The organism is Dictyobacter sp. Z7_2 (assembly GCF_057551105.1).
In genome coordinates this window covers 1,532,967-1,553,404 of sequence record NZ_BAAJPE010000002.1, presented here as the reverse complement: position 1 = coordinate 1,553,404, position 20,438 = coordinate 1,532,967, and the positions used below count along the sequence as shown (strand labels likewise).

18 protein-coding genes and 1 pseudogene are annotated in these 20,438 nt (G+C 50.6%); 12 read left to right on the top strand and 7 right to left on the bottom strand.

Annotated elements, in window-relative coordinates; genetic code table 11:
* Window positions 1-2: 2 nt before the first annotated feature.
* Window positions 3-945 (top strand): annotated as a pseudogene (gene ftsZ, locus AC27N8_RS19940) (cell division protein FtsZ); the annotation flags it as partial.
* Window positions 946-1,647: 702 nt separating this feature from the next.
* On the opposite strand, the gene AC27N8_RS19935 reads toward ftsZ, so the two are convergent.
* Entirely contained in the window at window positions 1,648-2,433 is a 786-nt protein-coding gene (locus AC27N8_RS19935; RefSeq protein ID WP_487069153.1) for a BON domain-containing protein, read from the bottom strand.
* A gap of 200 nt (window positions 2,434-2,633) precedes the next feature.
* Window positions 2,634-3,626: a GAF domain-containing protein gene (locus AC27N8_RS19930; RefSeq protein ID WP_487069152.1), complete on the bottom strand. Its 993-nt coding sequence runs from the start codon at window positions 3,624-3,626 to the stop codon at window positions 2,634-2,636.
* Between the two features lie 282 nt (window positions 3,627-3,908).
* On the opposite strand from AC27N8_RS19930, the gene AC27N8_RS19925 reads away from it, so the two are divergent.
* Complete coding sequence (locus AC27N8_RS19925; protein ID WP_487069151.1) at window positions 3,909-4,058, top strand: hypothetical protein; 150 nt, start codon at window positions 3,909-3,911, stop codon at window positions 4,056-4,058.
* A 5-nt stretch (window positions 4,059-4,063) separates the two neighbouring features.
* Here the strand turns inward: AC27N8_RS19925 and AC27N8_RS19920 are convergent, their stop codons facing one another.
* From AC27N8_RS19920 to AC27N8_RS19900, 5 genes are all read right to left on the bottom strand, one after another.
* Window positions 4,064-4,822 (bottom strand): DUF4386 domain-containing protein, encoded by a 759-nt coding sequence (locus AC27N8_RS19920; RefSeq protein WP_487069150.1) that lies wholly within the window; start codon window positions 4,820-4,822, stop codon window positions 4,064-4,066.
* Window positions 4,823-4,858: 36 nt separating this feature from the next.
* Complete coding sequence (locus tag AC27N8_RS19915; RefSeq protein WP_487069149.1) at window positions 4,859-5,101, bottom strand: hypothetical protein; 243 nt, start codon at window positions 5,099-5,101, stop codon at window positions 4,859-4,861.
* Window positions 5,102-5,344: 243 nt separating this feature from the next.
* Window positions 5,345-8,080, bottom strand: a complete 2,736-nt coding sequence (locus AC27N8_RS19910) for a winged helix-turn-helix domain-containing protein (RefSeq protein ID WP_487069148.1) — start codon at window positions 8,078-8,080, stop codon at window positions 5,345-5,347.
* A gap of 290 nt (window positions 8,081-8,370) precedes the next feature.
* Window positions 8,371-9,033, bottom strand: a complete 663-nt coding sequence (locus AC27N8_RS19905; protein WP_487069147.1) for an SCO family protein — start codon at window positions 9,031-9,033, stop codon at window positions 8,371-8,373.
* 19 nt (window positions 9,034-9,052) lie between these two features.
* The gene (locus AC27N8_RS19900; RefSeq protein WP_487069146.1) at window positions 9,053-9,967 is read right to left on the bottom strand and encodes a heme o synthase; all 915 of its coding nucleotides are present in this window, start codon (window positions 9,965-9,967) and stop codon (window positions 9,053-9,055) included.
* Between the two features lie 452 nt (window positions 9,968-10,419).
* On the opposite strand from AC27N8_RS19900, the gene coxB reads away from it, so the two are divergent.
* The 10 genes from coxB (at window position 10,420) to AC27N8_RS19850 (ending at window position 20,408) form a co-directional block, all read left to right on the top strand.
* Window positions 10,420-11,571 carry a cytochrome c oxidase subunit II gene (gene coxB, locus AC27N8_RS19895; protein ID WP_487069145.1) on the top strand — a complete coding sequence of 384 codons (1,152 nt, stop codon included), beginning with the start codon at window positions 10,420-10,422 and terminating at the stop codon, window positions 11,569-11,571.
* Between the two features lie 53 nt (window positions 11,572-11,624).
* A complete protein-coding gene (ctaD, locus tag AC27N8_RS19890; protein WP_487069144.1) occupies window positions 11,625-13,313 on the top strand; it encodes a cytochrome c oxidase subunit I in 1,689 nt (562 codons plus the stop codon).
* 126 nt (window positions 13,314-13,439) lie between these two features.
* Window positions 13,440-13,823, top strand: a complete 384-nt coding sequence (locus AC27N8_RS19885; protein ID WP_487069143.1) for a hypothetical protein — start codon at window positions 13,440-13,442, stop codon at window positions 13,821-13,823.
* A 57-nt stretch (window positions 13,824-13,880) separates the two neighbouring features.
* On the top strand, window positions 13,881-14,495 hold the full coding sequence (locus tag AC27N8_RS19880) for a cytochrome c oxidase subunit 3 (protein WP_487069142.1): 615 nt from the start codon (window positions 13,881-13,883) through the stop codon (window positions 14,493-14,495).
* Window positions 14,496-14,782: 287 nt separating this feature from the next.
* Window positions 14,783-15,193, top strand: coding sequence for a hypothetical protein (locus tag AC27N8_RS19875; protein WP_487069141.1), 411 nt, complete (start codon window positions 14,783-14,785; stop codon window positions 15,191-15,193).
* Between the two features lie 184 nt (window positions 15,194-15,377).
* Complete coding sequence (locus AC27N8_RS19870; protein WP_487069140.1) at window positions 15,378-17,399, top strand: ATP-binding response regulator; 2,022 nt, start codon at window positions 15,378-15,380, stop codon at window positions 17,397-17,399.
* 323 nt (window positions 17,400-17,722) lie between these two features.
* Window positions 17,723-18,346 (top strand): hypothetical protein, encoded by a 624-nt coding sequence (locus AC27N8_RS19865; protein ID WP_487069139.1) that lies wholly within the window; start codon window positions 17,723-17,725, stop codon window positions 18,344-18,346.
* Between the two features lie 92 nt (window positions 18,347-18,438).
* The gene (locus AC27N8_RS19860; RefSeq protein WP_487069138.1) at window positions 18,439-19,050 is read left to right on the top strand and encodes a type 1 glutamine amidotransferase domain-containing protein; all 612 of its coding nucleotides are present in this window, start codon (window positions 18,439-18,441) and stop codon (window positions 19,048-19,050) included.
* A 271-nt stretch (window positions 19,051-19,321) separates the two neighbouring features.
* Window positions 19,322-19,942 (top strand): TlpA family protein disulfide reductase, encoded by a 621-nt coding sequence (locus tag AC27N8_RS19855; protein WP_487069137.1) that lies wholly within the window; start codon window positions 19,322-19,324, stop codon window positions 19,940-19,942.
* Window positions 19,943-19,949: 7 nt separating this feature from the next.
* A complete protein-coding gene (locus tag AC27N8_RS19850; RefSeq protein ID WP_487069136.1) occupies window positions 19,950-20,408 on the top strand; it encodes a hypothetical protein in 459 nt (152 codons plus the stop codon).
* Window positions 20,409-20,438: the final 30 nt, after the last annotated feature.

The window sequence follows — 20,438 nt, the reverse complement described above, 5'->3', positions numbered from 1 at the left end:
CAATGGGAAATCATCAACTTGAAGGCTTCGCCCAGATCCGTGTTATCGGTGTTGGCGGAGGTGGCAGTAATGCGGTGAATCGCATGATCCAGGCCAATATGACAGGCATCGAATTTATTGCGATTAATACAGATGCCCAGGCTTTATTACTCACTGAGGCACCGCATCGTCTCCGTATTGGCGATAAGCTGACTCGTGGCCTTGGAGCGGGAGGCAATCCGAGCGTTGGCATGAAGGCTGCTGAAGAGAATGCTGAAGACATCTACGAAGCTCTCAAAGGCTCCGATATGGTGTTTATTACAGCTGGCATGGGTGGTGGTACTGGCACAGGAGCCAGTCCTGTCGTCGCTCAGATCGCTCGTGAGGTGGGTGCGTTGACAGTAGGTGTCGTGACCCGTCCTTTCACCTTTGAAGGTAAGAAGCGTTTGCTCTCAGCCGAAGAGGGTATCAATAACCTGAAGCAGCATGTCGATACCTTGATCACGGTACCGAATGATCGCCTCTTACAGGTGGCTGATAAGCGTACACCTCTCTCCGAGGCGTTTCGTCTGGCCGACGATGTACTGCGACAGGGTATTCAGGGTATCAGCGACCTGATCACTGTCCCTGGACTGATCAATCTGGACTTTGCCGATGTAAAGACGATCATGTCGGCCGCCGGTTCAGCTTTGATGGCTATCGGCGAAGCGAGCGGAGAAAATCGAGCGGTTGATGCGGCCCAGATCGCCATTTCGAGTCCTCTGCTGGATATCGATATCAGTGGCGCTCGAGGCGTGCTCTTTAACATCACTGGTGGCATGGATATGACACTGTTTGAGGTCAATGACGCTGCTGATATTATCAGTCAGGCGGCTCATCCAGAAGCAAACATTATCTTCGGTGCAGTACAGGACCCCAATTTTGAGGGGAAGGTCAAGATTACTGTGATTGCGACAGGCTTTGATCAGGGTCCGGCGACCCGCTCATCGGCCTTTGCCATGCCAGTACAGCCAGTGCGCCCTGAATATGATCGTAGTCGGTTGTATACTATCTCCAATCCTTCACAGCAAGCGAGTGTGGCGAGCAATAATAATCTCTCACCTCGTTCGGGATCATCGCCAAATTACGCGCCCCCTGTGACGCCATCCCTGGCGAATCAGCCGACCGATCCTTCAAGTGCAGGACAGAGGCAGCATCATTCACCGGCAGCATCGTCTTCTCCATCGAGTCCGTCGTTGCCACAATATTCGCCTGGAGTGCCTCGTCCGCGTGTGCCAGGATCTGGTTATACTCCGCCTCCACCATCTATACCCATCGTGGCAGACGATCTGGATGCCGATGTGGATGATACCGATTTCGTGGATGATACGGACTTCCTGGATGCCGCTGAAGGTGATCTGCCACTGCCAGCACCTGAGCAAGAGCCTCAGCCATTGCGGCAGAGGTCAGCAGGCAATCATCCGAACCGGCACGTGCGACGTCTGGATCGTGGTGCGGCCTCTGAACTTTCGCGCGGGAATCGTAATAATCCTTCGGGGGACGTGATAGATATTCCGGCCTTCTTACGTAAACGTTAAGTAATAACAAGTAGCAGCGGCGCGGCCCCATCGCTCTAAGTGCTGGGGCCGCGCCGCTGCTTTGATCTGAAGTCTTTGACGTAGGCTCTGGTTAGGCGTTCCTTGTCTTACCAAGGTTACCAGGAATATCTTTGTTCAGGCCGATATGATTCACTACGACGCGAACGCCAGGAATGCCAACAACTTCGCGCTCCAGTGCATATTTCATCTTATTATCCGGCACATCTCCGTAGAGTTGAAGGATATAGTTTTCGACTAGCACTGTGATATTGTTCGCGCCTTCGAGCTTTCCTTGCGTCCTCAAATTCTCAATGCGTGCGTAGGCATTACTGAGAATTGAATCTTCCGCAATCACAAAGTTACGGACATCAATGACACCCGGAACAGTGCGAACCTCTTCCTCAAGTCTTTCGCGCTGCGCTTGTAACTCGACTTTTCCATATAAGGTGATGATAACACCTTCAGGAGTCTCATCTTCAAGCTCGACTTTGATCGGATGGACGCTATAGGCGGTGCTTCCGAAGGTGACAACGCGTTCAGCCGCGATACGTGCATTATCCAGAACCTCGCTGGTAGGCGGGATGACCAGCGGTTTTTTGCTGACGATCTGATCCGGCGAAGCCATAGGGTCTTCAAGAGCCCATCCCATAATGCCCAGAATGATAAATGGGATGCCGATGAGCGTGACCCAGGGGGCATCGGGAACAAATAGTAGTCCAATCACAGTCACCAGAATAAAGGCACTTAACAGAATCGGCCATGCACTGGGTCCTGGCATATGGATGTGTGGTTCGGTTTCTTCAGCCCCTTCGTATGTCTCAAGGGATGAGTCCAACTCGTCCACGCTGAGATTTGCTTTTTGAAGAGATGATTCCATGATGCTCTCGCTCTCCTCTACGGTGTGTACAATTAGCGAGGACGCTTATTTTTCTGAATAGTTGTCCTGTCTATCTAAGCATACCAAATATATAGGGTTCGTGCAACAGAAGGAAAGATGTCTGTATCCTTCCGACTCCTCGCGGCGGCATGGCTCATGTCCTGGCTACAATGCTTGATCTTTTTTGCCTTGTAACCTCTTCAGGTTGGTAAATGCTGTAGTAGTTCTTCTTCTATCTCTTGCCAGACGATAGTTTCTGCTTCGGTTTGTGTCAATGGTTGCTGGTGAGCTATGGACTGACTGATTTTTTGAGCGACGCGCTGATCAAATTGCTTCATATAGCTAACTTGTTGCGAACGGGGTGGCATGATCTCCAGCATGATAGCAGATAAGTCATAGAAATCTGTCGGCTCAAAGGCGATGACGAACAGGTCAACATACTTTTGGATTAAATCCTGGTAAGGCTGCGTAAAATACGCTGCCTGTGTACTGGCAAGGTAGAGGCAACCAACGGTCTGATCGGCAAGCAGAATGGGATAGGCAACCGAACTTTTTTCATCATCGAAGGCATGTCCGGGGAAGATGCGTTCAATCTCTGCTCTACTGGATATCACGATTGGGTGCTTGTTAATCAAGGCATGTCCAACCAGCGACTCGGCCCCAAGAAATTGTCTCAGATGCTCTATCTGCTGTTTCCAGGGCTCTGTACCCAGTCCTGTGACATGCATGAGGCTGCGAATATAGTTTCCTTGTCTGGGTTTAACACAGCGAGCGAGCAGTACCATGGTGCCACGTTGATGAGGATCCAACTGATGTAAGATCTGTTGTAGTAGCAGATCACAGATGGCCGCTTCTCTCGCTTGGGGTGAGCTGGCAGTATAGGTTGTGAATACTTGTGTATAGAAAGCGGCTGGAATATCTAAAAAAACATCCTGCTTGTGCGGCTGCGTGTGAATCGCGTGTGGAAATTCTTTATGGATAAGTTCACAGAGTACTTCGCGATAGGCAGGCAGTGCATCAAGGAGGGGTTGTAAACTCTCAGGCCGCGGATCTGACTTGTCGGTTGCCCAGCGCCCCAGAGTAACGGGACTTACTCTGACTTCATTAGCGATGCGGCGGCGTTCTTCTGGATCGGCAATAATTTCCCTTAATAATGTACGCCATGTCTGGTCTTCTCCCATTGTATCATTCACCGCTCCTCATGAAAAATGAGTATAAAAACTGTATATGCCTTTTTTAACAACATCTATTATATAGTTTTGAATGAAACCTGACTATTGTGTAGGATAACCTATCCAACGGATTCAGTCAATTAGCAATATACTAGCTCATCTGCCTTGACAAGAATTTAATGCTAAATTTACCATTGCGACTTCTCGCCAGACGATTATTTATATGTGTGGACTTGCATACAAGCTTGCCTGGGCGGCATGAAGGTTGTCGTTTGACTCATAAGTATGCTAGAAGGGGGAGATATGCGTCAGAAGAATAAAATGGCAAAGTTGATGGAGTCCCAAGATGTGCGTCAAATGCTAGTCCCGATCCTTTTCAGCGTACTTTGTCAGAAAGTCGGCACTGCACACACCGACGGCAGCCCTCTCCTGGCTGCCGTCGGTGTGTGGTAGCGCGTTTACTCGGCAACGGGATGTTCGGGCACTTCCGGTGTCTTGAAGCCCCTGAACAACAGCCAGAAGGGGAGAAGGATGATCTCGAATGTTGCGACGGGAAGAGCAAAGATCGTCCCGCTACCCCCCGGTGCCACGTCGATAAGACCGAACCAACCGGCAATGCTCCCCAACAGCACTACGGCGTAGCCGATCAAACCCACTACCGAGATGCCTCGCGGAACGAGTCGGAACCGGAACAACATCCAGGTAAAGAGCAATCCACCCACCCCGAGCATCGGCAAAGAGAGCCCGGTCAGGCCAAGCAATTTCGCCTGCTTGAGGACGTCGCCAATAGTCAGAAACCATGAGCTTTGGGGGGCACCCGCCTTGAGGAACTCCTGGCTCAACGGGATCAGCAGCAAGGTTGCGGCGATGCCGACCATCATGATGGTGCCCTCAATGATCCGGCAAGCCAGGTATCCGACCGCAAGGGCTTCATCGAGTTTTCTGAGTATGCCAAACGCAAACACCGCGATGAAGACGATCCCGATGTTGTTGATCGACCACATCAGGGACCCCCATTCGACAGCTCCCTTGTTCGGAAAAACCTGGGCCAGATAGTTGGAGGCATTGAGAATCGAATCCAGGACGAAAGCCCCAGGGATACTGGCAGCCGCAGTCAGCAGGAAAAGTGTTGCAATCACGATTTCTGCCCTGCGCTGGTTGCGACTTCCGATGCGCTTTGATTTTGGAATCTTTGTGGTTTGCTCGGTAGTATTCATGTATTTGTCTCCTTCTTTGAATGAGCGTGATGCGTGTTAAGATTTACTATCCGGCAGATCGGCCGGTTCGGGTTCAACTCGCATAACCGAGAGCAATGGCACGCCCAGATCACGCACTTTTCTCAGCAAGCCATGTAACGCGGCCTGATCGGCCACCAGACCGGTTAACAGCGTTTCACCGTTGTCGAGAGTCGTGATAGTCAGGTCCTCAAACCAGTTAGCCCAGCGGTTCTCAAGGTGTCCTTCGATGCGAATCTCGTACAGTTCAGGATCGTACATGTTCCTCACCTTTTTCTCCTTCATTGTCCGCTTTGCATATTTTTTTTCAGAGAAATGAAACTCTGCGTCGTTGTGTGCGTTCGTTATCTTTGATAAAAAGATACAAGAGCATGTGGTGAGCAGTGATCACCACATGTGGTGATTGATGTGGTGATTGGTTTAGTGGGAGGCTGTGAGGAAAAGAAAAGCCCTGGCACATGGTTTGACAAACCTGCCAGGGCTGGTAGGGGCTGTGTTTGTTTGTTAGAACAAATCGAGTTCCTCGGCCCGAAGGATCGCTGCTCGACGGTTGTTCACTCCGAGCTTGCTGTAAATGTTTTTGGTGTGGGTACGCAAGGTGTTCAGAGATACGAAGAGTTTGCCGGCAATTTCTGGGCCGTTCAGGCTGGTCTTAAGCAGCCGAAGTACCTCAAGCTCGCGTTCCGAGAGTGGCTCTATCAAATTTTGCTTGCCGGGCGCTCTTTCCTCACTTTTGTCGAAGGCTGCCAGGAGTTGACGAACATAGTTCGGGGCGTTACCTGCCCCCCAGGCAGGGAGACCATATCTGGTGGCCTCTTTTAGCAGAATCTCCATAGATGGGCCTTCGTCTACAAACATGCGGACATAGCCCTCCGGCTCAGCCAGCGAGAGTGCCTGTTGCAGTGCCATGAGAGCAGCAGAGATGTCATTTTGCATCTGGTGGGCGAGTGCCTGGAGCATCAAAATCTCGATGACACTTCCCGTCCTCTTACCTGCTTGCGCTGCTTTCAGGAGGCGCGAAAGCAACCTCATGGTCTCAAGTATGGAGCGGTCTGCATGCTCGCTCTTCGATCTGGCCAGGAGTACCCTGGCCAGGGTAATGTGCTCGAACTCGCGCAGGTAGCTAAGGTCGTCCTGGGCGGACAAGCCCTGCTCACGCGCCCAGCCAAGGGCCTCGCCCAACCTCCCATGCGCGACCCAGACCCGTGTCACGAGTGCTGCGACAGGACGCACATTTGGGAAGAAGTCCCTCACATACAGGCGATCTGCCTCGTGGAGCAGTTCGAGTGCGCCGTCCAGGTCTCCTTTGCTCTCCCGTACTCGAGCCATTGCAACACACCAGCGAGATCGATTTTGTGGTAAACCGGTGCGCTCGCCCAGCTCCTTGCTTTTTAGCAGGTGCTGCGTGGCGGTGTGCAGATCATTCTGCTCATAGGAGAGCTCGCTCATGCCTACATACAGGTCTGCCGTACCCTGCAAGACAGGCTCACCCTGCGCCAGAGCCTCCTGCAAAGCGCGTTCATAGATACGCATGGCCTCGCGGAGACGACCTTGCGCAATCCTGATGTCGGCCAGGGCGATGGTGCCGCTGATGGCGTCAGAGAGGTTCCCGGCCAATCTCACATTCGCCATGGCGGCGGAGAAGGTCCGGTGCGCAGTCTCAAGGTCTCCGTTTGCCCAGGATGCAAGTCCCAGGAATCCTGCAGCCGCACCGCTTACTAGAGGGTCGTCCTCAGGGACAAGGTCAAGCACTCGCCGGGCGTACTTCACCGTATTGGACACATCGCCCAGAGCCTGGGCAAGTGCAGCACGGTACACAGCAATCAATGCCGGCAGATGGCGAAATTCGTCTTCGTCCACGACAATCATTCGGGTCGATGAGGCGAGCGTAGGCTCGCTCAGGTCTGCCGTCACAGCTAGCCACTGTTCGGCATCTTGTAGCCGGGTCCGGGCGGCATCCAATTCGCCGCTGGACAGCAATGCATAGGCATACCCGACGCTGAGCACCGGTCTGAAGTGGATGACCTCGTCGGGTAACGTCTTGAACCAGCCAAGCAACATGGCATCCTGTCTACTCCTGCGTATTGCGGGCACGGCCAGTTCGATTAGATCTGCTACTCGCTCAAAATCTTCGGCGGCCAGCGCGTGGCGGATCGCATCAGGTGCTAAACCACGCTGCTCGTACCACTCGCTCGCGCGCTGGTGCAGTGAAAATACCTGGTCGGGCTGCTCCGCCATCAGATGCGCAGAGAGAACGTCGGCAAAAAGGTGGTGATAACGATACCAGTGGCGTTTGTCATCCAGCGGAATCACAAAGAAGTTGCCTCGCTCCAGGGCCTCCAACTGCGCGTTGCCTTCCTCCTGGCCGGTGACGGTATCGCAGAGCGAACCACTCAACCGGTCGAGAATGGAGGTCTGGAGTAAGAAGCTGCGCACAGGTGCAGGCTGGCGTTGCAAGACCTCTTCGACCAGGTAATCCACGATATACCGGTGGTCGCCAGCGAATGCCTGGATGAAGCCGGGAATATCCGGGTTTCCCTGCATGGAAAGCGCAGCTAATTGCAGACCGGCGATCCAGCCTTCGGTGCGGTCTGAAAGCCGGGCGATCTCTGCCTCCGAGAGAGGCAAGCCCATCACCTGGGTGAGAAACGCGGCGGCTTCGGATGCGGTAAACCGCAAATCGGCGGCGCGCAGTTCGGTCAAGTGGCCCTGGGCGCGTAAGCGGGCCAGGGGCAAGCGAGGATCTTCACGGGTGGCAATGACCAGATGCATCTGCGGGGGCAGATGCTCGACGAAATAGGCGAGGGCCTGGTCGACCGCCAGGGCCTCAATCACATGGTAGTCGTCCAGAACGAGCACGAACGGTTCTTTGAGTATGGCCAGGTCATTGAGCAGTGTCGCCAGCAGCGCTTCGAAGGACGGCGGCTGGCTTGCCTGGAGCGCACGTAAGACTCCTTCGCCAGGCGTAGCCGCAATCGTCTGCACAGCCGAAACGAGGTACGTCAGAAAGCTGATGGGGTCGTTCTCCCCTTCATCCAGGGACAGCCAGGCGGTTGGTCGCTTGATGCCCTCGACCCATGCAGTGACCAACGTGGTTTTCCCAAAGCCTGCAGGGGCAGAGATAAGGGTCAGTTTGCGGTGCAGACCCTCGTTCAACCGCTCGATCAGGCAAGAGCGGCTGACCACGTGAGGCCGAAGCCGAGGGAGATACAATTTCGTGGCTACAATGGGCGTAGGCATGCTGGCTTCTTTTCCTTTGATCTACGCGCTGGTGCTCAACTTGCTCTCACAAGGCAGAGAGCGTAATGCGTGCTGGACACCTTTGCTGAGAGCATACCCAACTTTGGGACCAAAAACAAGATATTAACGCATTTTCTCGCTTGATGAAAGTGTGAAACAGAGATTTTGCGATTTTATGCGTCCAAATTGGTGATTTTATGGTCCGTCTGACAAAGGTATATACAGCAAAAAAGGATGAGATTTATTTATATTTAATCTCATCCTTTGTGTCAAACTGACAAATTTTTCTATTATTTTTCTTTAAGCAAGATTTTTAGATTAGCCGCCATTTGTGTGGGTTGAAAATCGTCGCCCATGTAGACGCGCTCATGTCCCTGCTTGTCGATGAGGTATAATGCCGTGCTGTGATTGACTGTTTTCTGTACCGCCTGCGCATAGACACTGTAACTTGACCAGATCGGTGCCAGTTGTTGCTGCTTACCAGTCAGAAAATGCCAGTATGTTTGCATGTTATGGGCGACAGAAAAATTGAGTGCTGCGCTTGTGGTATCCCCTTTGGGATCGGTGCTGACGGCGAGTACGGCAACTTTATGGGCATCGGGACCCAGCTGAAGCAGACTGGTATGCAGGTGCTCGGCTGTCAGTGGACAGACGTCTGGGCAGTGCGTATAAAGGAACGTCACAATCACAGGCTGTCCACGAAATTGTGCCAGCGAAATTGTCTTTCCATACTGATCAGTAAGTTGGAAGTTTGGTGCTGGCGTGCCTCCCAGATTGGTGCCCTGGAAACCTGAGGTGCTACTGCTACTGCTGCTATTGCTGTTGCTATTATTCGCAGGTAGCGATTGACTGGCTTGACGACTCTGAATGAGAGTAATCACAATGACGACCAGAATAGCCAGGGTTATCACAGATAACCGCGATGCTAGCCGCCAACTCATACGTAGACTCATAATGTTGTCACCCTGATCGTTAGAAAAGCACGCGATCGACGACCATGATCGCGAAGATGGCCGCTAAATAGCAGTTAGAGTACCAGAAAATCGTACGTGCCCAGTTTTTCTTCTGGTCCACCATCAGACGAATTGCCATGTAGACGAGAATTCCACCGAGAATGGTTGCCCCTGCCAGATAAAGATAGCTCATCGTATGCATAATGAAAAGCATGAATGTCACTGCTACCAGTAAGAGCGAATAGAGGAAAATTTGTCGACGTGTCTCAACGTCACCGACTACGACCGGCAACATGGGCACGTTGGCTTTCTCATAATCCTTTTTGATCAGGAGAGAAAGCGCCCAGAAATGAGGTGGCGTCCAATAGAAGACAATCGCAAAGAGCCAGATAGCAGGAAGTGTGACGTTGTTGGTGACTGCTGCCCAACCAACCAATACTGGCACCGCGCCCGCTGCTCCACCAATGACAATGTTCTGTGTCGAAGTACGCTTGAGTCCCAATGTATAGACGAATACATAGAAGAGAATGGCTGCGAATGATAGTCCCGCGCTGAGCAGATTCACAAATAAGGCCAGCAGGATAAAAGAGCCGATTCCCAGTGCGACGCCAAAGATCAGGGCCGGTACGGGCTGTACGCGTCCAGATGGCAATGAGCGACGTTGCGTTCGTCCCATAATTTGATCGATATCGCGGTCAATATAACAATTGATCGCGTTGGCGCTACCAGCGGCCATGGCGCCGCCAATAACTGTCGCCAATACTAAGCCCAGATTAGGTAATCCTCGACCAGCGATCGCCATCGCTGCTACCGTGATTCCCAGGAGCAAAACAGTGACGTGCGGCTTCATTAGATTGATATAGGCTGACAGGGTTTGGCGCCAGGCGCTTTCCTGTTTTGGTTCTTCAACCTCACTATGGCTTAAGACCTTCATACATGACTCCCTTTAGTCTATTAAGTTTGACGGTTCCTATTTTCGGCGTCATTCCTGATACTACCCTTGCAACCACTTTCTTTTGCCTTACAATCACCTGAACGTTTCTGATTAGCTATCCATGAGGCAAATAATAGCTATCACTGTTTACTTGTCGGGTAGTCAGTCTGCTGTTATAGTATGTAAAGGATTTTCTCACTAGAAACATCTTGATGCAAACGTCAAATTTTGGTTGTCATAATCAGGGAAGCAATGTGCTACTTCTAAATATTGGCAGATACAGGCAGAGACACGCCTACCCATTCAGGTGCTTGTAAGGTTTCCCTTTGGGATTGCAAGTTTCGTTTCAGGCTCCATCGCTAAACTACGCCAATATCATTGGAACAATGTCGCCCAAAAAGACATCATTGTCCATCGTTCAAAAAACTTATAGGGGAGATTTAGACGTGAGGATGCCGGTATTTCGTAGGGCAAAGCGCGGAAAGCGCGGGCTTATCCTGTTAGTGGGCCTGATCTTGTCCTCTATTCTATTAGCTGCATGCGGTGAAGACTCACCCTCTATCTTGAATCCAACTGGTCCGGTGGCAGCAACCGAGAGTGGTCTCTTCTGGATGATTCTTTGGATATCTCTAATCATATTTATTCTGGTTGAAGGTGCCTTAGTCTACTCCATTTTTAGATTCCGTGAGCGACCGGGGACGCCAAATCCCGTTCAAAATCATGGAAACACGACGCTAGAGCTCGTCTGGACTGTCATTCCGACCATCGTGCTTTTTATCGTACTCTTTTTTACGATTCGAGGCCTGTTGGAGGTTGCACCTGAGGCTGAACCGGCCTCAAAGCCATCGGATCAGACAGTTTCGGTTACTGCGGTTGGTCACCAGTGGTACTGGTCATTCTATTATCAAAAGTACAATATTACAACAGCCGATACGTTAGAGGTTCCGATTGGAACCACGATCCATGTCGACCTGTTCTCCAACAACGTGATTCACAGCTTCTGGGTACCATCACTGACCGGAAAGACTGATGTCGTTCCTGGCCATGCCAATGCCAAGTGGTTTGTGGCGGAAAAAGAAGGAGAATATACAGGAGAATGTGCTGAGTTCTGTGGCCAGCAACATGCGAACATGCGTTTCTCGGTCAAAGTTGTCTCTAATGACGCCTTTCAGACATGGGTTTCAGGGCAGCAGCAGGCGGCAACGGCTCCAAGTGACACATTGGCCCAACAAGGTGAAACCCTCTTCAAAAATCAGTGTGCATCTTGTCACGGTATTGTTGGGGTAAATGCCAAGCAGTACTATGACGAGGCGAAGGAATGTACTGATGCGAAGGGTGGTCACGCCAATGGAACACCAGAATGTCTGATTGGTCCGAATCTTACGCACTTCGGAAGTCGCTCATTGATTGCCGGTGGCGTGTTGCGCAATAATGTTGAGGATAATCAATGCGATCCTAACAATCCGAATTTGCTCCAAACATGTAATCTGGCAAAGTGGCTCAACGATCCGCAGGGGATCAAGCCAGGTAATGACATGGTGATTGGCCAGCTTACGAAAGATCAGATTAAGACATTGGTGGCCTACCTGGAAGGGTTAAAATAACCTGTCTGGCGCTGTGGCTCTTTGTTTGAGGCTAGACACTGGAGGACTTATTCATGGCAACTAGCACGATCGGTGAACGCGCACCCATAACCACGGGTGTTCGCCGAAAGCGTTTTAGCGAAACGTACGTTGGTGAGTGGATTACAACTACCGATCATAAGCAGCTCGGTCTGATGTATCTGATCACCGGATTCTTTTTCTTTATTGTTGGTGGTATGGAAGCGATGCTTATCCGTACCCAACTGGTTTTGCCTAATGGTAAGATTCTGGACCCTGATACCTATAATCAGATCTTTACTATGCATGGTACGACCATGATTTTCCTGTTTGTTATTCCAGTCTTATCCGGCTTTGGTAACTATCTTGTGCCACTGATGCTCGGTGCACGCGATATGGCCTTCCCGCGTATGAATTCGTTTGGCTTTTGGCTACTGCTCTTCGGCGGTATCTTTATGCAGTCAAGTTTCATCTTTGGGCAGGCACCAAATGGTGGCTGGTTCATGTATGCTCCTCTGAGCGAGATCGCAGCCGGCCATGCCTATCAGGCTACGGCACACATGAATGCGGATTTCTGGCTGTTGGGAACAACTCTATTGGGTGTCTCATCGATTGCCGGTTCGCTTAACTTCGTGGTGACGATCTTTAAATTACGTGCTCCGGGTATGAGCATCAACCGTATGCCATTATTCTCCTGGATGACGCTGGTGATGTCGTTCCTCTTGCTGTTTGCTTTGCCAAGCCTGACGGTTGCCAGCGTTTTGTTGCTGCTTGATCGTCACTTAGGCTCACATTTTTATCAGTATGGGAATGGTGGTGATCCACTGCTCTGGCAGCATTTATTCTGGTCCTTTGGACATCCAGAGGTGTACATTCTGATTCTGCCAGCGTTTGGTATCATCTCCGAGATCTTACCGGTCTTCTCGCGTAAGCCAATCTTCGGTTACACGTTTATTGCCTGGTCGGGTGTGGCCATTGGCTTTCTGAGCTTCACTGTCTGGGCACATCACATGTTTGCAGTAGGCCTGCCATCGATAGCGCAAGCCTTCTTTGCGACCAGTACGACGCTCATCGCTATTCCAACGGCCGTGAAAATCTTCAACTGGCTGGGTACCATCTGGGGTGGTAAGTTGCGCTTTAATGCGCCGATGCTCTTTGCCCTGGGTTTTATCTCGATGTTCTTGATCGGTGGATTGAATGGTGCTGCGCTAGCTGTGGTTCCGTTTGATTATCAGATTACAGACTCCTACTTTGTGGTTGCGCATATTCACTATGTGCTCTTTGGTGGGACTGCCCTGGCTGTGTTTGGTGGCATCTACTACTGGTTCCCGAAGTTTACCGGAAGATTGCTTAGCGATCGTCTGGGAAAGTGGCATTTCTGGGTGACATTTGTTGGCCTGAACCTGACCTTCTTCCCAATGCATCTGCTCGGTATCCTGGGTATGCCCCGCCGCGTTTATACGTATCCGTCGGATCTGGGTTGGAACTGGCTGAACATGCTGGCCTCTTTCGGCGTTTTGATTATCGCCATCGGCGTTCTTCTGTTCATGATTAACATTATCAAGAGCATGAAAAATGGCCAGGCTGCCGGGGATGATCCCTGGGATGCTTTCACGTTGGAATGGGATACAACCTCTCCTCCGAAGAAATATAACTTCCTGGAGATTCCTATTGTACGTAGCCGTCGTCCATTCTATGATAAGAAGTATCCAGAGAACGCTGACTGGAAAACGATCGGTCATTAATTCGGTGGTTCTGTGGTCAGTTGAGCTTCGCCTGTGCCTATTGGCGAAGCCGCTGGCGACAGCAACTGTATTCACATAGCGAAGCATATATCCACATTGGTGGAACAAGACTAGTAGAGGTACAAGGTGTCTCAAGAGCAAAAAGATGGTGTAGAACAACAGGTATCGCATGAGGAGCATGATAAGATTGACGCTCCTCTGACGACCCCTGCTACCCCCGACTCTGTGCCATCTCAAGATCAAGCTATTCAGGAGCCGCAACAAGAGGCCACGATAATAGGGGAAACGCAGAGCACAGATCCGACTGCCAAAAGACGAACACGAACACGTGCCAGAGGGCGTCTGGTGAGTGCTGAAGAGGTGATGCCAAAACCGAGTCTCTGGCCTCTGGCGCTGGCATTTTCGATTGCGGTTCTGTTATTTAGTGTCATGACTGGTCCAGTAGTCACTGTGATTGGTGCCATACTGCTTGTTGCATCAGCTCTAGGGTGGATTTTAGAGCGTCGATAAGGGATGGTTCTGGCTTGGACGTAAGAATTATCTCTAGAGAGTTATGGAGTTACTTGTATGAGTGTTGCTCATGGTGAGCAAGTCAGGGTGCTTGAAGAGCACAGCCAGGAGAGCGGACGCAGCATGAACTGGTGGGGGATGGCTTTTTTCATCTCCTCAGAGGCCCTGATCTTTGCCAATCTGATCGCTGCGTATCTCTATTTAGAGATACGTAACAGTGGCGGTCCAATCTGGCGTTTTGATAATATTGTTGCTCCGCTGATCAATACCTTTCTCCTACTTCTCAGTAGTGGAACAATGCATTTTGCAGGTTCAGCGATACGCAAAGGAAATATAGGTCGGTTGATGTGGGGTCTGGCCGGGACGATTGTTTTGGCGATCATCTTCCTGGGTGGCCAGGTGAATGAGTATCTTACCCTGATCAATACTGAGCATTTCACAATTTCCAGCAGTATTTTTGGATCAGCTTTCTTTACATTAACTGGCTTTCACGGCCTACACGTTACGATTGGGGCGATCTTTCTGACCGTCTGTTTGATTCGTACCGCTCGCGGACATTTTTCCAAAGAGAAACACTTTGCTGTGGAAGCGGCAGAGATGTACTGGCACTTTGTTGATGTCGTCTGGGTGTTTGTATTCACACTCGTATACCTCGTGCCGATACTGCGTTAAAATCACGTTTAGATGTCGTGAACAAGCTTGTGGCCTGATATCGCTTATGGGTATCAGGCCATATCTATTGCTCCCTCAGTTTTCAGGTATCGGTGTGGTCTTGCCTCAGTGCTTGCGATGTCAAAGGGCAAATGTCTGGAGGTTGTTCATGCAATTGGATTTACTAACCTCTTACCCACTTTCCTGCCGTGCGGCCTCTTGATAAGCATTGGGAAGAATTAAAATATGTTACAATTGGCAGAGAAGCCATCCTCCATCAGGACATGAAGAAGAAAGGACAGAGCCGTATGAAAGATGCACGCAGGGAAGAGTCTGGAGTGGCAGTCCAATATATTGAAATGCATAGGCGAAGAAGTCCTACACCTCTTCACTGTTCTATCTGCACCAATCGGATCTGGTTTGATGCTGTTGATGTAACTGAACCTGATGGCGTTCCAGAGCCACGGCTCTCATGGACTCTTTGCAAAGCCTGTCATCAGGTGTTGCAGGCACAGATGCAACAGTCACCAATCCAGTCTCCTTTACGTTTGCGTATCGCTATGGGATTAGTGGCGGCAGAGCGTTGGCCGCATGCATATTCGACACGCGTACGCGAATATGTGAATGATCGCCGTTGGATTCTCTTTATGGCAGCAGCTTTTATTATTGCCATGCTGGTGCACCTTGCACTGATCGTGATAATTGCAGGTATAAAATAGTTCATCCCCAGCAACAGGTACTACTCAACAAGTTGGAAAATCATCTGCTCTTGCAGGCTGAGCCGTGCTGTCAGCTTCTTTCCCGCTTTTTTGTGACACCCTATGTGGTTGACTCTTTTTGCTAAGATATGAGTAGCCAGATACTGGTCAAACATCACTATCGGGCGGGAAAGGGTAGTTTTTGATGTCCAGCTCCATTGACGGAAACCACAGCAAAACAACTGGTGGATTGTGGATCGCAGCCAATGCTCCAACCTCGGCAATCCATCCAGAGCAAAATAGAGAAACGATCCCGGCAGGCTTTACGCGTGAGTATCAGGTGCTGACCGAAATGTGCTCCAGTATGAGTAGCGGCTTTATGCTGCTCAATCCGCGAGGACACGTTACCTACTCAAACGAAAGCGCCTTACGCCTCCTGAAGCTCGACACGAGTGATCGCTCCACCTTGCAGGAATTTGATGTCCATCAACATGTGCTCACACTGTTGGCTGATCCTCAGCAGTCGCGTGCGGAGCTCGATCAGGTCTGGCAACATCTCGATCAAGAATCCTCGACCGAGTTGGCGCTGGCCGATGCAGCTGCCAATTGGTTGCGCATGCGTAGCTTTCCTGTCCACGATGAGCAAGGACTCCTTTTAGGACGCGGCGTGCTGCTGGATGATATTACGCTGGAGCGCTCCCTGACCGATGCACGTACCGAGACTCTGGTGATGGCGGCTCATGAGTTCAAGACGCCTCTGGCAATTATCAAGGGGTGCGCGACCACCTTGCTGGGAGGATCAGCACGTTGGGACCCGTCGATGCAGCGCGAGATGTTGCAGATGATCGATGCACAATCGGATCGCCTGTATGATGTTCTCAATACGTTACTTGATGTCTGGCGCTTTGATGCTGGTGCGCAATCGCTTCATCTGACAGAAGTACATTTTCCTGAGCTCCTGATGCAGTTGGTCAAGCGCTGGCAACAACAGGCTCCAGATCATCGCTTCGTGCTTGATATTCCCGATGGAGTTCCCGCCGTCAGTTGTGATGCTTTACGTATCGAGATGGCACTCAATCACCTCTTGAACAATGCCATCATGTATTCTTCCAAAGGGCAGATTGTCAGGATCGCGCTTGATTACTCCGATAAAGAGATTCGTGTGAGCGTGAGCGATGAAGGTATCGGTATCGCCTCTGAACATCTGGATCGTATTTTTGATCGCTTCTATCGCATTGAGCACACGGGTGATAGTCGTTCCTCCACCTCCCGACAGAGGGAGCGGACGGCCGAGGCTTCAAGTTCTGGTAGCGGATTAGGTCTTGCCGCAGCACGAGCGACAATCGAGGGGCATCGCGGAAAGATCTGGGCGGATTCGCTGGGCGAGGGACAGGGGGCGACATTCTTCTTTACTTTGCCGCTGACTGTCCATCCCTTTGCTACTCAGACCGCGCCACTGGCGCTTGATGAGCCGGAGGCGTCTGTTGCTCAGCAGCGAAAGACACGAAATACGACATCGTCCCTCAACCAGGGGCGTCACGTTCGCGTGTTGATGGCCGAGAATGATGCTCGCTTAGCTCGCTATATTCGTGCAAATCTTGAGGAGCAACAATATCGTGTGCGTACGGTCAGCCATGGCATCCAATTCTTGCGCCAGCTGGATTTAGAGGAGCCCGATATTATTATCCTGGCAACCCAACTGGCGGATATGAGTGGAGCGGAGTTGCTCAGGCGTGTGCGTGAGTTCTCACATGTTCCTGTCATGATGCTTTGCGATGCCTGTGAAGAGGATGAACGCGTCCAGCTCTTTGATTTGGGCAGCGATGATCTGGTATTAAAACCGTTTGGTATGCGTGAATTGTTGGCTCGTGTACGTGCATTATTACGTCGTCAAGCGGCTCCCGCAGAGCATACCCAAAATCAATCGACGTTCACCACTGGCGATCTGACAATCGATTATGCTCAGCATCAGGTCACGGTACGTGGAAAGATTGTCCAATTGAGTCGTACCGAATATAAGCTCTTGAGTACGCTGGCTCAAAACGTGGGGATGGTTGTGACTCATGAACTGCTGCTGGAAAAAGTTTGGGGACCTGAATATCATCGCGATATTGACTTTATCTGGGTCTATGTCAGCAGGTTACGCCGCAAAATTGAAGTGAACTCGCGTCGTCCCGAATATATTCTGACCGTTCCAGATGTAGGTTACAAGCTCGTAAAGCTGTAATATTATCCCTGGTGTCGAGCGAAGCGAGGACACCGTAGCGTCGCACGCTCGCGCGCGATGTCCCACTCGACGTACGATCAGGCAGGCGAGCGTGTTGCGCCGAGATCCAGCCGTCTCATACGAGTTACAGGGACATCGCACGCGAGCGTGCGGCGCTACTGATGGATGTGAATGTGGGCGAAAAAAGAGTACATGGAAAATATTCAGGTCTTTGTAAGGGGATTCAGGTCGCTATCAAAGATATTGTAATGTGTGCCTCGTATGCTTAGTAGGCGAAAGCGTATTATCCATCAGAGAAACTACGTAGCAATAGAGGTGCATTCATGTTGCAAGGGCAGACAACATCAACCGCAACAGTCCTTTTACTAGAAGCTGATACTGCAATTCGCCGTATGATCACATTAGGCTTGCAACATCGTGGCTTGCAGGTGATCGAGGCCACTTCTTTATCCAGCGTTTCAACTTCTGAGTTATCATCCTTAGATCTGCTGATTCTAGATGTTGATCAAGGAGTCGCTTGCAATTGGACCATGCTGCAAGCCATTCAACAAGATCCAGCACTCGCATCTTTACCTACAGTTGTCTTGTCATGGGAACCTCCGCTGGCAGATGTCCTGACGAATACACCTCGGCAGAGCGTCTGTGTGACAAAGCCCTTTGATGCCCGTGCCCTGCACGAAGGTATCGATCACCTGTTGACTGTGCGTACAACTGAGAAGGCACAGCAATTGGCTCAGGCAGAAGCTGCTTTGCTTGCTAGCTATGATCGCCATGGATCTGCCAGCATCTGGCCTGTGATTACAGCTGCTGGCTTGCTGCTGGTCGTGATCGGATTATTGTTGCAGTTTGTTGTGACTATTGTGGGGTTGGTAATTGTGATCACAGCTCTGTTACTCTGGACCATGGGTTCACATACACCCTCAGAACATCCCTCTCTGGCCGGATGACGTATTGCTGAGACACGATTCTGTAATTCTACCCGTATTACTATATGTATATAGTTGCATGAAGTAGTGAAGTAGTAGAAGGAAGTAGAATTATGGAAACAAATAATAAAAAATTAGATGGTTTACGTGTGGCGATCCTTGTATCCGATGATTTTGAGCAGGCTGAATTGGCTGAGCCCAAAAAGGCGCTTGATCATGTTGGTGCGATAACAAAAATTATTGCGCCGAAATCTGGTACGGTGCAAGGCGTGAATCATGATGAAAAAGCAGATACGTTTCCTGTTGATATGACCCTTGATCAAGCCAATCCCAACGATTTTGATGCTGTCTTGCTACCAGGAGGCGCAATCAACGCGGATACGATACGCATGGAGCCGAAAGCTCGCGCATTTGTCCAGCGGATAAATGAGAGTGGACGTCCGATGGCTGTCATCTGCCATGCCCCGTGGTTGCTGATCTCGTCTGGCTGTGTCAGAGGGCGGACATTGACGAGCTACTTTACGATTCAGGATGATATTCGTAATGCCGGCGGTAACTGGGTTGATCAGGAAGTGGTACGCGACGGTAATCTCGTGACGAGTCGCAGTCCTCAAGATCTACCAGCCTTTAACTCCGCTGTGATTGCTCTCTTTTCTGAGTACAAGACCCATGGCCCAATGTCAGCAGGAGCAACACAGAAAGCTCAAGATGTCATTACTGCTTGATAGATACTCTTCGCTCAATAGAAATTCCAGGACCGATTGAGCCGCAAGAGTCCCGCTCATGAACAGAGACGGGACTCTTTTGCTGTCTGTTTCTTACCTGGAGTAACCTTCCTCTTGTTTTCAAGCATCGCGTCTCCATGATATAAAAACATTCAGGTCGTTGTAAGGTGACAGTGAATGCTTGCAAGTTGACTATTAGGCTCAAGCACCATAATCGAGTTGATGTTTTTGTCGTAGCAAAAAAATTCAACATGTGAGAATTGTGCATTTTATGGAAGTAAATAATACGGTAGTCAGGAAAACACGCAAGCGCAATATCACTATTTTTATAGTCACAAATGTGTTGATTGTTTGTGTGCTTGCTTTGCTTTGGACACAATTGACAACTCCTAAAGCGAGTACAGCGACCCATTCAGCTGATGATCTTACGGTTACTCTGGGTGATGCCTCGAGTCCACTGCTGGGTAAGGCTGCTCCAGCCTTTAATCTGCCCGTTTTACAGGATAGTAGCAAGAAAGTGAGTCTCGCTGATTTCAAAGGGAAGCCTGTGGTGATTAATTTCTGGGCATCCTGGTGTGACCCCTGTAACCGTGAAGCTCCTCTGCTGGAGGGTTCATGGCCTGGCTTGCGGGCTCAAGGTGTGGAATTAATTGGCATTGATGGTGGCGAGATGACCAGTCAGGGTGTACAATTTCTGCAAAAATATGGAGTGACCTATACAAGCGTTGCTGATAGTGTTGGTGGAGATACAAGCCTCACTTACGGGGTGACCAGTATGCCGGAGACGTTCTTCATTGGGCGTGATGGAAAGGTCGCCGCTCGCTGGACTGGTCAGCTGGATAGTAACGCTCTAAAAACAGAATTAGCCAAGATTGGCGTGAGCTTGAAATAGGGCGAGCATGTGGGAAATTTTGTGGTTTGTGCGTCTGGTGCATATTCTGGCTGCTGCGGTCTGGGTCGGGGGGAGCTTTATGTATCTGGTGATCGTCATGCCCGCGCTCCGCTTCGGAGGACCAGCGCCAGCCGTGGCAGCCAGAATTGCTGAGCTCTTTAAGCAGATGGTGAATATCTGTGTGGGGGTCTTGATCCTGAGTGGCGCATATCTGATGTTTGATCGTCTGTCACAGCCACAAATCGGTCTGGCCTATATTATCGTACTGGCTCTCAAAGTTCTGGGGGCGCTGGGATTATTTATTCTGGCTGTATACCTTGGTCAGAGCAATATTCGTCGTCTGGCAAAACGTTCGACGCGCTTCTCGAAGGCGGCTCCCCAATTGATGCTGGCTCTGGGTATTCTCGTATTTGTACTGGGAGCACTTCTTAACACATTATTTGAGGTGGCGATCACGCCACGTTGATGGAGGTCGTATAGTGCAGTCTGCTTTCAA

Bases quoted from the DNA above. Each gene is read 5' to 3' on its own strand.
- AC27N8_RS19935 (WP_487069153.1), bottom strand. From the start codon at position 2,433: ATGGAATCATCTCTTCAAAAAGCAAATCTCAGCGTGGACGAGTTGGAC.
- AC27N8_RS19925 (WP_487069151.1), top strand. From the start codon at position 3,909: ATGCGTCAGAAGAATAAAATGGCAAAGTTGATGGAGTCCCAAGATGTG.
- AC27N8_RS19920 (WP_487069150.1), bottom strand. From the start codon at position 4,822: ATGAATACTACCGAGCAAACCACAAAGATTCCAAAATCAAAGCGCATC.
- AC27N8_RS19915 (WP_487069149.1), bottom strand. From the start codon at position 5,101: ATGTACGATCCTGAACTGTACGAGATTCGCATCGAAGGACACCTTGAG.
- AC27N8_RS19910 (WP_487069148.1), bottom strand. From the start codon at position 8,080: ATGCCTACGCCCATTGTAGCCACGAAATTGTATCTCCCTCGGCTTCGG.
- AC27N8_RS19905 (WP_487069147.1), bottom strand. From the start codon at position 9,033: ATGAGTCTACGTATGAGTTGGCGGCTAGCATCGCGGTTATCTGTGATA.
- AC27N8_RS19900 (WP_487069146.1), bottom strand. From the start codon at position 9,967: ATGAAGGTCTTAAGCCATAGTGAGGTTGAAGAACCAAAACAGGAAAGC.
- coxB (WP_487069145.1), top strand. From the start codon at position 10,420: ATGCCGGTATTTCGTAGGGCAAAGCGCGGAAAGCGCGGGCTTATCCTG.
- ctaD (WP_487069144.1), top strand. From the start codon at position 11,625: ATGGCAACTAGCACGATCGGTGAACGCGCACCCATAACCACGGGTGTT.
- AC27N8_RS19880 (WP_487069142.1), top strand. From the start codon at position 13,881: ATGAGTGTTGCTCATGGTGAGCAAGTCAGGGTGCTTGAAGAGCACAGC.
- AC27N8_RS19875 (WP_487069141.1), top strand. From the start codon at position 14,783: ATGAAAGATGCACGCAGGGAAGAGTCTGGAGTGGCAGTCCAATATATT.
- AC27N8_RS19870 (WP_487069140.1), top strand. From the start codon at position 15,378: ATGTCCAGCTCCATTGACGGAAACCACAGCAAAACAACTGGTGGATTG.
- AC27N8_RS19865 (WP_487069139.1), top strand. From the start codon at position 17,723: ATGTTGCAAGGGCAGACAACATCAACCGCAACAGTCCTTTTACTAGAA.
- AC27N8_RS19860 (WP_487069138.1), top strand. From the start codon at position 18,439: ATGGAAACAAATAATAAAAAATTAGATGGTTTACGTGTGGCGATCCTT.
- AC27N8_RS19855 (WP_487069137.1), top strand. From the start codon at position 19,322: ATGGAAGTAAATAATACGGTAGTCAGGAAAACACGCAAGCGCAATATC.
- AC27N8_RS19850 (WP_487069136.1), top strand. From the start codon at position 19,950: ATGTGGGAAATTTTGTGGTTTGTGCGTCTGGTGCATATTCTGGCTGCT.